Annotated in this window: 13 protein-coding genes and 1 riboswitch; of the genes, 4 read left to right on the top strand and 9 right to left on the bottom strand. The window is 41.3% G+C overall.

Annotated elements, in window-relative coordinates; genetic code table 11:
• Positions 1-91: 91 nt before the first annotated feature.
• The 8 genes from NDN13_RS15935 to NDN13_RS15900 all read right to left on the bottom strand — a co-directional run bounded on the left by NDN13_RS15935 (position 92) and on the right by NDN13_RS15900 (position 7024).
• On the bottom strand, positions 92-418 hold the full coding sequence (locus tag NDN13_RS15935) for an H-NS histone family protein (protein ID WP_004656310.1): 327 nt from the start codon (positions 416-418) through the stop codon (positions 92-94).
• Positions 419-814: 396 nt separating this feature from the next.
• Positions 815-1246 (bottom strand): acyl-CoA thioesterase, encoded by a 432-nt coding sequence (locus NDN13_RS15930; RefSeq protein ID WP_251116161.1) that lies wholly within the window; start codon positions 1244-1246, stop codon positions 815-817.
• A gap of 8 nt (positions 1247-1254) precedes the next feature.
• Positions 1255-2448, bottom strand: coding sequence for a heme biosynthesis protein HemY (locus tag NDN13_RS15925; protein ID WP_251116160.1), 1194 nt, complete (start codon positions 2446-2448; stop codon positions 1255-1257).
• A 6-nt stretch (positions 2449-2454) separates the two neighbouring features.
• Positions 2455-3282, bottom strand: coding sequence for a hypothetical protein (locus NDN13_RS15920; protein ID WP_251116159.1), 828 nt, complete (start codon positions 3280-3282; stop codon positions 2455-2457).
• Positions 3279-4055, bottom strand: a complete 777-nt coding sequence (locus NDN13_RS15915) for a uroporphyrinogen-III synthase (protein ID WP_251116158.1) — start codon at positions 4053-4055, stop codon at positions 3279-3281. Before NDN13_RS15915 ends, NDN13_RS15920 begins: the two co-directional genes overlap by 4 nt.
• Entirely contained in the window at positions 4055-4972 is a 918-nt protein-coding gene (gene hemC / locus NDN13_RS15910; RefSeq protein WP_251116157.1) for a hydroxymethylbilane synthase, read from the bottom strand. Before hemC ends, NDN13_RS15915 begins: the two co-directional genes overlap by 1 nt.
• Positions 4973-5083: 111 nt before the next feature.
• Positions 5084-5824: a LytR/AlgR family response regulator transcription factor gene (locus NDN13_RS15905; protein ID WP_251116156.1), complete on the bottom strand. Its 741-nt coding sequence runs from the start codon at positions 5822-5824 to the stop codon at positions 5084-5086.
• A 57-nt stretch (positions 5825-5881) separates the two neighbouring features.
• Complete coding sequence (locus NDN13_RS15900) at positions 5882-7024, bottom strand: sensor histidine kinase (protein ID WP_251116155.1); 1143 nt, start codon at positions 7022-7024, stop codon at positions 5882-5884.
• Here NDN13_RS15900 and argH point away from each other — a divergent pair.
• Together argH and NDN13_RS15890 are read left to right on the top strand one after the other, a co-directional pair.
• The gene (gene argH / locus NDN13_RS15895) at positions 7015-8448 is read left to right on the top strand and encodes an argininosuccinate lyase (protein ID WP_251116154.1); all 1434 of its coding nucleotides are present in this window, start codon (positions 7015-7017) and stop codon (positions 8446-8448) included. The genes NDN13_RS15900 and argH overlap by 10 nt on opposite strands.
• A 9-nt stretch (positions 8449-8457) precedes the next feature.
• On the top strand, positions 8458-8730 hold the full coding sequence (locus NDN13_RS15890; protein WP_251118251.1) for an oxidative damage protection protein: 273 nt from the start codon (positions 8458-8460) through the stop codon (positions 8728-8730).
• Positions 8731-9026: 296 nt separating this feature from the next.
• Here the strand turns inward: NDN13_RS15890 and phoU are convergent, their stop codons facing one another.
• The gene (gene phoU, locus NDN13_RS15885; RefSeq protein ID WP_004656328.1) at positions 9027-9749 is read right to left on the bottom strand and encodes a phosphate signaling complex protein PhoU; all 723 of its coding nucleotides are present in this window, start codon (positions 9747-9749) and stop codon (positions 9027-9029) included.
• 151 nt (positions 9750-9900) lie between these two features.
• On the opposite strand from phoU, the gene NDN13_RS15880 reads away from it, so the two are divergent.
• Positions 9901-11004 carry a hypothetical protein gene (locus tag NDN13_RS15880; protein WP_251116153.1) on the top strand — a complete coding sequence of 368 codons (1104 nt, stop codon included), beginning with the start codon at positions 9901-9903 and terminating at the stop codon, positions 11002-11004.
• A gap of 35 nt (positions 11005-11039) precedes the next feature.
• Positions 11040-11160: riboswitch (TPP riboswitch) on the top strand.
• A gap of 84 nt (positions 11161-11244) precedes the next feature.
• On the top strand, positions 11245-13140 hold the full coding sequence (gene thiC, locus NDN13_RS15875) for a phosphomethylpyrimidine synthase ThiC (RefSeq protein ID WP_251116152.1): 1896 nt from the start codon (positions 11245-11247) through the stop codon (positions 13138-13140).
• The last annotated feature ends 48 nt before the right edge of the window (positions 13141-13188 follow it).

The raw sequence follows: 13188 nt of genomic DNA, 5'->3' as shown, positions 1-13188 counted from the left end.
TTCTCTCATATAAAAAAACCAAGCTTTTTAAGCCTGGCTTTTGATAAAGGATAAAGTCATCGTATGACAAAACGATGACTTTAAAACTTGCTTAGATTAAGAAATCTTCAAGTTTTGCACCTTTTTCTAATTCAGCAACTAACCAACGTGGTTGCTTACCACGGCCAGTCCAAGTCTCTTCAGCATTGCTCTTGTTACGGTAGCGCGGCTCTACTGCTTTACGCGTGGTTTTCTTACGCTTTTGCTCGCCGACTTCCAATAACTCTTCAACGCTATAACCGATCGCATCTGCAATGGCGATAATTTGATTATACGCATCTTCAATTGCTTGGTCTTTTTTACTTGCAATCAAAGCTTCTGCTTCTGCTTGTAAACGCTTTAAATCTTCTACAGACAAATCGCTAATATCTGGTTTCATTAGAACCACTCCAACTTATATAGGGGAAATATATCACTCAAAAAATAAAATGAATTTTAAATTCGATTCAATATTAATTTATAAATGATTAATTAATCAATATAAGAATAACTCACTTAATCGTTTATTTACCCTCAAATGGCAATTTATTTACAATAAAGCAAAAAAAGTAGACCTGTTATATAAAAACATATTCTATAAAATTCGAGCTGCTCATCTAAAGCAATCCGATTTATATTAAATTACTCTTAATTTTATCTAAAAAATTTTAATTTTCTTTTAAGCGTTTTGGTTCAAATACTCTATTTCTTACAAATGAGCGCTTTGAACCTTATTATATAAAATTACAATATAATCAAACAAAAATAGACATAATCGTCTTTATAATTATTTACATTATATTAAAGCATGACCTACGCTTTGCTCTAACTGAATTATGTTCTGTCTAATCTGATCAGGGATATTTAATTTCTTTGATGTGTTCTTATCAACACAAACCATGACCGCCTCACCTGTTGCTACAGTTTGCTGTTGTGTTTCACTCCACAACACATAATGCATACGAAAAGCACTATTTCTTAACTCCTCAATTCGCGCACCAATATGCAGCACATCTGGATAGAATACAGGACTCAAGTATTTACACTGACTGGATGCAACCACGGTCAATATCTCCTGATCAAAGATATTCAGTGTCATTAAATAAGCAATACGCGCACTCTCAATATAACGATAATACTGCACATTATTTACATGACCAAATGCATCCATATCCCCCCAAGCAACGGTTTGTTGAAGCACAACAGGATAGACAGACAATTCTTTCATTTTTTCACTCATATCTTAAAATTAAGAAAATTCACATCATTTTCAAATATTAAATTTAACTGCCTGATTAAATCCGAATTATCACCCAGCGTTGATTTAATCCTTAAATAGCTCATTAAAATATTATCTGGATATAAAGTTAATAATTGCTCTGCTTCTGTCTGTCGTTGTGTTGCCACATAAATATGCCATTTTGCGAAACTGAGCATCGGCACACTGGTGTAACGCTGCTCAAGTTGCATAATGCGCTGCTCTACATAGCCATAATCTGGAATCTGCTTCAATAATTGCTGCTGGAACCAGAGATAAAACACCTCTGGATCAAACTGATCTTGTAATAAATGCAAAGCCAGATCTTCATGCTGTACACTCATTTCTGGCATACGTGCCAATAATTTCAACCAGAGCACTTTACTCGTATACGGACGAGTTTGAATCTCATCCTGTAAAAACAGATAACGGTGCTGCAATGCCGCGAGATCATCGACAGATGCCTGATCAAATCGAATCAATAACTGTTGCAACCATAGATCACGGTGTTCAGCATCAAGCAAACCATATTGGGTTGTTTGTAAAAATAACCATGGCGCTTGCAGGGCAAGTTTACCCCAGAGTGCAGTAATCCGTTGCTGATAGGCCGTTTCAATTTCAATCAACCAAGGTGAAAGCTGATGTTGAGCCAAAAACTCTAAATGGGTGAGCGCTTTTTGTGTTTCTTGCTGCTCAAGATAAATATCAATACGTTGCAATTCAGCCAGTTCAAAGGCCATTGGTGCAGATTTTTCCAAACTCTGCAATGCAGTCTCATAATCGCCATTTTTATAATCAAATTGCGCGTCAATAATATGATTGAGCAATCCAGATTGAGTATAAACCCGCTCAATAAACACTTGTTGATCTTTTGCGGCTTCCAATAACCAGACAATCCCAAGCTGCTCATAAGGATGCAGATCTTTAAAATGTAGAATCGTTTCTTTTTTACGTTGCTCTTGGGCGAAATAACGTTTGCCAAATAACCAAGCAAATTGTGCCAGTAAACTGATCACGATAAATAACGCAATCAGCCCCCAAACCCCGCTCTGGAACTGCCAATCACGCCAATAAATATAAACATAGCCATTCCCATAGCCATAACTCAAGATGGCAAACAGGGCGAATAACACCAAACTTGCAAGCAGATAGATCCACAGTAAATGTTTCATAATGCCTTATCCCAACAAACCCAATGTGGTTAATTTCGGTGTAGGCACCACAGGCAGGTTTAAAATTTTCTCTAAACGTTGCTTCATTTGCTGGCTATTCTGATCGGGTAATTCAGCCAGTAACTGCATCACTTCCAAGGCTGATTTTCGATATTCGGCCAACTGCCCTTGTTGCAATGCTTGGGAAGCAAGTAATAAACGTAATTGAGCTTCTTTCAGGGTAATATTACGACTCATTAAATCAGGTGAATGGCGCTGTACCTTTTCCAATTTAAACCAATGCCACCAAGCACCACTGTCACTTTTTGCTATGCTTATGGTTGGATTTTGAATTTCTTGTTGAATCTTCTGATCCAGCTGTTGCAACAAGTTATCCAGTTGCTGCTGTTGCTGTGTTTGACTGAGGACATACTGTTGAATGCTTTGTTTGTCCTGCTCAATGGCTTTGATCAGACTATGCTGCAACGCTGGTGAAACCGCATATTGAACAATATGTTGCTGAGCTTGGTTAAGTTGCTCCAATGCATAAATAAACTGCTGTTGATCCAAGGCAAATTGAACCAATTGCATCTGTTGTTTAATCAAAATAACAGGCGCAATCCCCGTCATCGTGGTCGGTATTGCAACATTATCTGTAGGCTCAACCACACTGCTATTTTGCAACTGGCGCTGCACTGCAACAAATTGATCATTCAATAAAGCATAGCGTTGCTCGGTTTGATCGAGCTGTTGTTGTAACTGCGGTACCGTTTGAGAATATTGCGCAACATCGTAACTGAGTTTAGCCAACCACAATAAACTCAATCCTAATATTAGATAACCAATTTTTCTCATACATGTCCTTTCCAGTCACTCATGCGTTGAATGATCTCTGATGCGGATAAATTTTCAAGCTGAATAATGTTAAATCCTTGCATTGCCTGTGATTGGGCAGTTTGCAAAAGTTGAGCCAAACGTGTGCCTAAAACCAGATAAACCCACTCAGCCTTACATGGACATTGATTGCAGAGTTGCTGCCAATAATTCCAGCTCGCTTCACTACTGATCAGCACCGCAACAGGCTGATTTAAACTTATTTTTTTTACAATTTCAGGAAATGCAATCAAACTCTGCTCAGGACACTGACGATGATAGAGCACAAAATTCAGGATCTCGACACCTTGTTGCTGCAATTGCTGCATCATAAATTGTCTTCCACCCAAACCACGCCAGAATGCGATTTTGCTTAAATCCTTTTGCTTTTTTAAAATTGGCAGTTGTAGCATTCCCTCCGAAGTTTCCACCTCAGGCACCCAACTTTCTATCCCGTATTTTGCCAAAGCTTGTGCTGTAGTTTGCCCAACCGCAATCCATTGAATAGACTTAAGCTGGTGAAGTTGCACACCTGCTTGTTGCAAATAGCGCATCCCAACATCAACAGCGGTTGGACTCACCACCACAATCGCTTGAACCTCTGTCAGCTCTAAATAAAGTTGTTGCAGAGCATGAGAAAAGGGTTCTGCAACCAACTCAAGTAAAGGTAATGCTTCGACCTGATAACCCACTTCATTTAATGCTTGCGTTAAAGCAGCGGCGCGGTCATCAGGACGTGTATTGATAAACAGCATTAATACAACGCTTTGAGCAATTCACCCGCACCTTGCGCCAGCAAGCGCTGAGCAAGCTGTTCTCCCAATTGCTCAGCATCGACTGTTGCACCAACCAATTGCTCTTGCAACAAAGTTTTGCCATCTACACTGCCAACACGGCCTTCAATCTGTACTTGACCATCGTTTAAAGTCGCATAACCCGCAATCGGCACTTGGCAACCGCCTTCGAGATAGGCATTGAACGCACGTTCTGCACGGACACAAATCGAAGTTTCTTCATGTTGTAACGGTTGGATCAACTTTAATAATTCCACATCATCTGTACGACATTCCAAACCAAGTGCACCTTGACCCACCGCTGGCAAACTCACAACAGGTGTTAGGCAATGGCGAATACGATCAGCTAAACCCAAGCGTTTTAGCCCTGCGCTGGCTAAAATAATTGCATCATACAAACCATCATCCAGCTTGGATAAACGCGTCCCAACATTACCGCGTAAATCAATAATCTCTAAATCTGGGCGTTGCTGTAAAATCTGGCATTTACGACGCAAGCTCGATGTGCCTACTTTTGCACCTTGTGGCAACTCGTCAAAATGTGCGTAATGATTGGAAACAAAAGCATCCAAAGGATCTTCACGTTCACAAATGACAGCCAAACTCAAACCTTCAGGCAAATGCATGGGTACATCTTTCATCGAGTGCACTGCCAAATCAGCACGCCCATCCAGCAATGCTGCTTCTAGCTCTTTTACGAATAAACCTTTACCACCAATTTTTGCCAAAGGTGTATCCAGAATCTTGTCGCCTTGCGTTACAAACTTAAGCAATTCAACCGTTAAATCTGGATAAAGCGCATTTAAACGAGAACGAATATGCTCCGCCTGCCAGAGCGCAAGCGGGCTTTGTCGAGTTGCAATTTTTAAGGTTTTCATAAATTCAAGTGAAGTATTGATCAAAGCAATTGTTCCAAACTTAACTTGATCACCTGAAATTGCAAGTAAAAAATCATAAAGTAAGCAATCATTCCGCTGAAAAATCGGGTTTTATAATTGATGCATACATTCTCTTAAACTTGGCAAATGACGGCGACTGACCGACAAACGCTCATCCAGTTCACGCAACCGCACCTGATATTGTCCTGCCGTCACCAACTCCAACCCTTCAAGATAGTCGAGTGAGACCAGTGCATTACGATGGATTCGGATAAAGCGATCAGCAAATTCCAGCTCCAGATCCTTGAGGGTTTCATCAATCAGTACACTGCCATTTTTATGGCGTACAGTGACATATTTCTGATCTGCTAAAAAATAATACACATTTTCTAAGGGAATCAGTTCCACTCCGCGATAAGTTTTCGCAGCAATTTGATGGCGTTGTGCTTTGGTATCGTACATATCGTCTTGTTGTTGTAAACCCGTCACTTGTGCTTGGGTAAGTTGAGTTAAATGATTAAACACCTGCTGTAGATCTTGTTGTGCAACAGGTTTAAGTAAATATCCTTGTGCTTGAAATTTAAATGCTTCCAATGCATGTTGATCATATGCCGTGCAAAAAATAATCGCAGGACGTGGATTGAGCTGGCTGAGTTGTTCAGCACATTCCAAACCATTCATCCCAGGCATTTGAATATCCAATAAAACGACATCAGGTGAGTCGTTTTCAATATGATTTAACACATCCTGACCATGATGCGCCGTTGCAACGACTTCGTGCCCCATCTGGGTCACTAAACGTGACAAACGCTCTACTGCGAGAGGCTCATCATCAGCAATCAGAACTCTCATCCTCTCCTCCTTGTCACCGTTAACTTCATCCATATTTTTTATGGTTAACTTGACTTATTATTTTACTCGATAGTGGTAGCTCACCACGGTCGTATATAACGACGTTCCCCCATAAACCTGAAACTTAACCGTTTGCCCATAATAAGCTTTCAAGCGCTGCTTCACATTATCTATCGCAATACCATTTCCCTGTCTCGATTTTATTGTATCGTGAGAATAAGGGTTAGTAATGACTATACTGACTTGATTTTGCAATATTTCAACCAATACACTAATGGTTGAAGGTTGTAAAATTTTTTCTACCCCATGAAAAATACTATTCTCCAGCAAAGGTTGCAACGTCAATAACGGAATCGTCACCCGTTTTAATTCAATCGGTGTTGCCTGTATATTCCATTCTACATTCAAACGCGCACCTAAACGAATCTTTTCAATACTTAAATAGTGCTGACATAAGTCAATTTCCTCGGCCAGACTCACCAATTTCAGCTCTTGAAAGCTGGCTCTGAATAAGCGTGACAAATTAATCAACATCTGTTCAGCTTTTTCAGGGTCAATCGCAATTAAGCTCACCACACTATTCATACTATTAAATAAAAAATGCGGGTGAATGCGTGCCTGCATCGCCTGAATCCGAGCATTCAGTTCACTATACTGCTGGTTCATCCATTGCTCACGCATATATAAATAACGCAAGCAGAAAGCCCCCAGCAAAACGCCATAGCCTAAATGCAAACTGGTGCCCTGAAATAGGATTTCGTCCGAAAATGAACCCGAACGCGAAGCCCAATATTGAATCAGATTAATCACACAAGTGGTCAACAGCACAATCAGTTGTAGTAACACGAAGCCCATTATCAAGGCTATTTTCTGGCTAAACTTAGCAAAAAAATCCTTAAAGTAATCAACAACTGTCGCGAACGATAAAATCACCCAATTAATAAAAAACATATATTGCAGTACACGAAAGCCCTCCAAGGCTTGCCATGACCGCGCTTCAGCCAATGCCAGCACCATCGCCAAGACATTACTTGCAACAATTAATTCCAATAAGTATTGCCATTGGCCAATTTTCGTAAAAAAATAGGAGCCTGATGGATTCCCCTGACGAGTTTGCGATAACTTCTTACGTCGAGTTTCGGCAACTGCGTTTGGATTTGCTATACTCTTTTTTATTTTGCTGAGCCGCCATGACCACATCTTCTCAATCCTCTTCTTCAGCCAACCCGAATCAAACCTCTGGAATGTGGGGCGGTCGCTTCTCTGAAGCAACAGATGCTTTTGTTGCAGAATTTACCGCATCTGTGCAATTTGACCAACGTTTTTATAAACAAGATATTGCAGGTTCAATTGCGCATGCCACCATGCTTGCCAAAGTCGGTGTCCTGACTGAAGCTGAACGCGATGACATTATCCAAGGTTTGAGCACCATTAAAGCTGAAATTGAGGCTGGCAACTTTGAATGGCGCATTGATTTAGAAGACGTACATATGAACATTGAGTCTCGCTTGACTCAACGGATCGGCATTACAGGAAAAAAATTACATACTGGTCGTAGCCGTAATGACCAAGTTGCAACTGACATTCGCTTATATTTGCGTGATGAGATTGATGACATCTTAGGCCTATTACTGCGCTTACAGAAAGGCTTACTGGGTTTGGCAAGCAACAATACCAACACCATTATGCCAGGTTTCACCCATCTACAAACCGCTCAGCCTGTGACCTTTGGTCATCATTTATTGGCTTGGTTTGAAATGTTAGTGCGTGATACTGAACGCCTGCAGGACTGCCGTAAACGTGTCAATCGTATGCCGCTCGGCTCAGCAGCTTTGGCAGGTACAACCTACCCGATTGATCGTGCTTATACTGCAGAACTTCTCGGTTTCGAAGCCGTTTCAGAAAACTCGTTGGATGCGGTGTCTGACCGTGACTTTGCCATTGAATTTAATGCAGCCGCATCTTTGATCATGATGCATTTATCTCGTATGTCTGAAGAACTCATTTTATGGACCTCAGCGCAGTTTAAGTTTGTGAATATTCCAGACCGCTTCTGTACAGGTTCTTCAATCATGCCACAGAAGAAAAATCCAGATGTACCAGAACTGGTGCGTGGTAAGTCAGGTCGTGTCTTTGGCGACTTGATTAGCTTATTGACCTTAATGAAAGGTCAGCCATTGGCCTACAATAAAGACAACCAAGAAGATAAAGAACCTTTGTTTGATGCGATTGATACCGTTCGTGGTTCACTCATGGCTTTCGCAGACATGGTTCCAGCCCTTGTACCCAATATTGAGATTATGCGTGAAGCCGCTTTACGTGGTTTCTCCACTGCAACCGATCTTGCCGACTACCTGGTCAAAAATGGCGTTGCTTTCCGTGATGCCCATGAAATTGTTGGTAAAGCCGTGGCTTTAGGTGTTGCAGAAGAAAAAGATTTATCTGAACTGACACTAGAACAGCTGCAACAGTTCTCTGATTTGATCGAAGCCGATGTATTTGACAAGGCCCTCACTTTAGAAGCGTCTGTCAATGCACGTGATCATATTGGCGGCACCTCACCAAAACAGGTCGAAGCTGCGATTGCACGTGCACACACTCGCCTAGAACAGTTATACGCTTAAGGATTAATGATGACTAGACAAGTACTTTGCCGCAAATACAAACAAGAGCTTGAAGGTTTGGACTTTGCACCCTTTCCGGGTCCAAAAGGCCAAGAGCTATTTGAAACCATTTCAAAACAGGCATGGCAGGAATGGTTAAAACACCAAACCACCTTGATTAATGAGAAACGTTTGAATGTATTTGAACCTGATGCGAAAAAGTTTCTTGAAGAACAACGGGAGAAATTCTTCAATAACGATGAAAGTGTAGAAAAAGCAGAAGGTTGGACTGAACAAAAATAAGCTGTATGGTCCCACCCTACCGCAAAAAGAGAGCTGAAAACAGCTCTCTTTTTACGTGATATCTACATAAGTAATAAAGCCTTACAGAGTATACACAGTTGTCTACATGACACCCTCCACCCCACCCCGTATAGTTGGATTCAGAAGGACAAAGAGATACGTTGATATCTCACGTAACGCATGAAATTTCTCTCCCAGACTTTTCCCCCGAAGTCTGGGATTTTTTTATGTCTGAATTTCATGCATAAAAAAACCGCCTATTTAAAGCGGCTTTTAGTTATGTGATTTTTACATAATTATTTTTGATGCACTTTCTGTTCAATTTCTTCAATACTGGTATGGCGCACATCCGTCCCTTTCGCCATATAAATCACTTGTTCCGAAATATTACGTGCATGGTCGCCAATGCGCTCCAATGAACGCAACACCCACATCACATTAATCACTCTTGAGATATGACGCGGATCTTCAATCATATAGGTCATTAAGGTACGTGTTGCTGACTGATATTCACGGTCAATATCCACATCTGCCATCACCACCTTTAGCGCTTGCTCAACATCTAAGCGTGCAAATGCATCCAAGGCATCATGAATCATGACACGTACTTGGTTACCAATATGACGGGTTTCCATATAACCGCGTGGTGACTCACCCTCTTCACACAAGGTTTGCGCAATACGGGCAATTTTTGCAGCCTCGTCACCAATACGTTCTAAATCAGTATTGGCCTTGCTCATCGCAATCACCATGCGCAAGTCAATGGCTGCAGGATGACGGCGAGCCAAAATCAAGGTTAGACCTTCATCAATATCGCGTTCGAATTGATTCACTGCATTGTCTTTGAACTGTACATCGATCGCTAAGTTCGCATCTGTGTCTAATAAAGCATGAATTGCATTGGCAACTTGTTGCTCCACTAATCCACCCATGGTCATAAACTTGGTGTGCACATCTTGTAAGTCTTCATTAAATTGTGAAGAAATATGATGACTTAACACAGGATTGCTTGGGCTCACAGTATGCCTCCACTAGACACATGGAAAAATGATTGGTGATTAAAACATAGGAATGATGAAAGTTTTATGACAGCCTATAAGCTGATTTCATCTTTATATCATGCTCTTTATAATCCTACTGCTATAACAATCACCAACAAAGAATTTTATTATGCGTTTTTTTACTCTTTGCCTGATGAGCAGTGCTTTATTGCTCGGCTGCCAAAAATCACCACAACCGACCCATACAAATGAACAGACCCAACAACAAGCGATCAAAACATCTACCACACAAAAGGCGTGTCAAAACTTAGCGCAGGCAATGCAAAACATTGATGACCGCAGCAGTATTGAAGCATTAAACCAAATCAATGCTCAGCTCAAACAGTGCGTTTCTCAGGCCAAGAATACTCAACAATTACAATGGCTGCAAAGCTCAAGCAATATGTATATGCGTTTCATGCAAGGACATCAAAGCAAGACAGGCTATGATCAATTTTTGAATCTTGAAGAATATCTATATCGCTTAATGGAACAAGATTCTTCGTGGCAATCAATCCAGCAAATCAAAAATTTTCAGGCCAAACCAGAGCTCTTTAAAAAACTCTCACCTCGAGATCAGTATTTATTGCAACATCGAGGACAAGCTTATATTGAATTACAAGATCAAGGTGAAGGCATCATTGACTACCGTCGCCAACCGCAATATGTTTTGGACATTTTTGCACCATCACTACCTATTGAACAAAAAATCTTTGTGCAACGAATGGCAAAAGATAATCAGGACTTATTCTACATCGATGCGGCAATTAACGCTTCATGGGCGGAGTTGATTGAACGGGCTTTATTTTGGGAAAAATATCTACAGCAATACCCTAAAAGCTATTTTGCCAAAGACGCTCAACGCCTATTGGATGAATACACTTTTTTAATCTTCTTCGGTTCAGACAATACACCTGCACCCGTCCCTTATACTGGACTGGCATCAGATCAAGATACAGACAAAGAGGCCTTAGAACAGATCCAACACCTAGCCAAACAGAACAATAGTCATTTGGCTAAAGTGGCACAAAAATACTTAAACTTCTCAAGCACACCATTAGATCAGCGTCAGCAAAAGTTTGCTCTCACCACTGCAAATACGGTCACAGACAGCCCTGAAAGCAATTCAAGTGAACAACTGCACGAGCTATTACAACTGAAATCACCCTTTGAGAGTACTGATTATCGAGACTGTCATCAGGATGCGATTTGTATTCAATACAACATCAATTAAACAAGCATTTTTTTTTAAATCTGTTAGTCTAAATACCTAGCTTGACGGAGCGCAGTTAACGAACTGCTGAGATTGTCTTAATCATCCAATTTAAAGACAAGTACCGTTGAACCTGATCAGGTTAAAACCTGCGTAGGAATCAAGCCCAGCAAAAACTTAGCTCTTATTTATCATAGAGATAAATCCGCCATTGTTTTTGGTCGTGCTTGATTCGTTAATGCCATACATAAGGATCATGCCATGAACCAATTAACGAATCTTTCCCCAGCTGATATTTCTGCTCAACATGAGCAAGACGCTAAAGATTTAACCCGTATTTTACCTGCCTCACGTAAGGTATATGTAGAAGGTTCTCGCCCCGACATCCAAGTCCCATTTCGTGAAATCAGCTTGACTGAAACCCCAACAGGCTTAGGTGGTGAGCACAACCCACCGGTCATGGTTTATGACACTTCTGGGGCATATACCGATCCAAATGTACAGATTGATTTAAATAAAGGCTTACCTTTGGTTCGTCAAAGCTGGATTGAAGAACGCCAAGATACCGATGTCCTATCTGGTCTTAGTTCTGAGTTTGGTCAAGCACGTTTAAAAGACATTCGTACAGCTGAAATTCGTTTTGCCCATATTCAAAACCCTCGCCGTGCACAAGCAGATCAAAATGTTACGCAAATGCATTATGCCAAACAGGGCATCATTACTCCTGAAATGGAATATATTGCAATTCGAGAAAATCAGCGTCAGCTTGAACATGTCGATATGCGTCAACACGCAGGCCAAAATTTCGGTGCACAGAATTTAAAAGAAATTACGCCTGAGTTCGTACGCCAAGAAGTTGCTTCTGGGCGGGCTATTATCCCTGCCAACATTAACCATCCAGAATGCGAGCCGATGATTATCGGGCGTAATTTTTTAGTGAAAATTAACGCCAATATTGGGAACTCTGCACTCGGTTCATCCATTGATGAAGAAGTCGCGAAGATGACTTGGGCCACCCGTTGGGGCGCGGACACCATCATGGACTTATCTACAGGTAAAAATATTCATGAAACCCGTGAGTGGATTATCCGTAACTCACCTGTTCCAATCGGTACCGTACCAATTTATCAGGCATTGGAAAAAGTCGATGGTGTAGCGGAAGACCTCACTTGGGAAATTTTTAAAGACACCTTGATTGAACAAGCTGAACAAGGTGTTGACTATTTCACCATTCACGCAGGGGTATTGCTGCGCTATGTCCCAATGACAGCAAATCGTCTCACCGGTATTGTCTCGCGTGGCGGTTCAATCATGGCACAATGGTGCTTGGCGCATCATGAAGAAAACTTCTTATATACCCATTTTGATGAAATCTGCGAAATCATGAAGGCCTATGATGTGTCCTTCAGTTTAGGTGATGGTCTACGTCCAGGCTGTATTCAGGATGCCAATGATGAAGCACAGTTTAGTGAACTAAAAACACTGGGTGAATTGACCCATCGTGCTTGGGAACATGATGTACAAGTGATGATTGAAGGTCCTGGTCATGTGCCAATGCATATGATTAAAGAAAATATGGATCTACAGCTCGAAGTCTGTAAGGAAGCCCCTTTCTATACTCTTGGCCCGCTGACCACCGATATCGCACCGGGTTATGACCATATCACCTCTGCAATTGGCGCTGCGATGATTGGCTGGTATGGCACAGCCATGTTGTGCTATGTCACGCCAAAAGAACACTTAGGTTTACCGAACAAAAAAGATGTCAAAGATGGCATTATCACCTATAAAATTGCAGCACATGCGGCAGACTTGGCCAAAGGTCATCCAGGCGCACAAGTACGTGACAATGCCTTATCAAAAGCACGTTTTGAATTCCGTTGGGATGATCAATTCAATTTAAGCTTAGATCCGGATACAGCACGCAGTATGCATGATGAAACCCTTCCGAAAGAAGCGCATAAATCAGCACACTTCTGTTCGATGTGCGGACCTAAGTTCTGTTCCATGAAAATCACCCAGAATGTGCGAGATTATGCGCAAAATCAACACAATGCCAAGCAGTCAAATGATGCCGAAACAGAAGTTGAAGCAGGTCTCAATGCCATGAAAACCGCTTATCAGGAACATGGTCAAAAATTGTACCACAAGGTGTGAATCGACTAAAAAAAGATTTTCCTGCGAATCATTCTCGGTTAGGATGAG

The organism is Acinetobacter sp. C32I (genome assembly GCF_023702715.1).
Classification (GTDB): domain Bacteria; phylum Pseudomonadota; class Gammaproteobacteria; order Pseudomonadales; family Moraxellaceae; genus Acinetobacter.
This window is presented reverse-complemented; position numbering and strand designations above follow the sequence as displayed.